This is a genomic window from Campylobacter sp. 1569, from assembly GCF_024723675.1.
GTDB lineage: Bacteria > Campylobacterota > Campylobacteria > Campylobacterales > Campylobacteraceae > Campylobacter_D > Campylobacter_D jejuni_C.
Map to the genome: position 1 here is coordinate 1 of NZ_JANQDB010000066.1, position 364 is coordinate 364.

1 protein-coding gene is annotated in these 364 nt (G+C 27.5%); it reads left to right on the plus strand.

The window, feature by feature from the left end; all coding sequences use genetic code 11:
• Window positions 1-364: hypothetical protein (locus CAMP5060_RS08200; protein WP_337218214.1), on the plus strand; the 364-nt coding region annotated here is incomplete at both ends.

Here is a 364-nt window from a genome sequence, read left to right on the forward strand (position 1 = left end):
ATAAAATCAACTCAGCTAACAATAAATTCAAAGAAAAAAACTATTATGAAGATCTCAATAAATTAGCTTCAGAATATAATAAATATGTAGAATTAATTAATAAAGGCTTAGCAAGTAAAGATGATCAAGCTTTTAAAGAGATTAGTGATATGTTATTTGCTTTAATAGCTAGAGTAGGAGATGAAACTGAAGCTATAGAGCGTTTGATTAAAGACTTTGAAGATTTAAAAACGCAAGTAAGTAAAAATTCTAACGGACATTTTGTTGTTACAGGAGAATTATCAGCTATTAAAATACCTTATCCTATTTTAGCTTCTATTAAAGATGATAATGGTGGTGGTGAAATAGAAATACCTGATAAGCC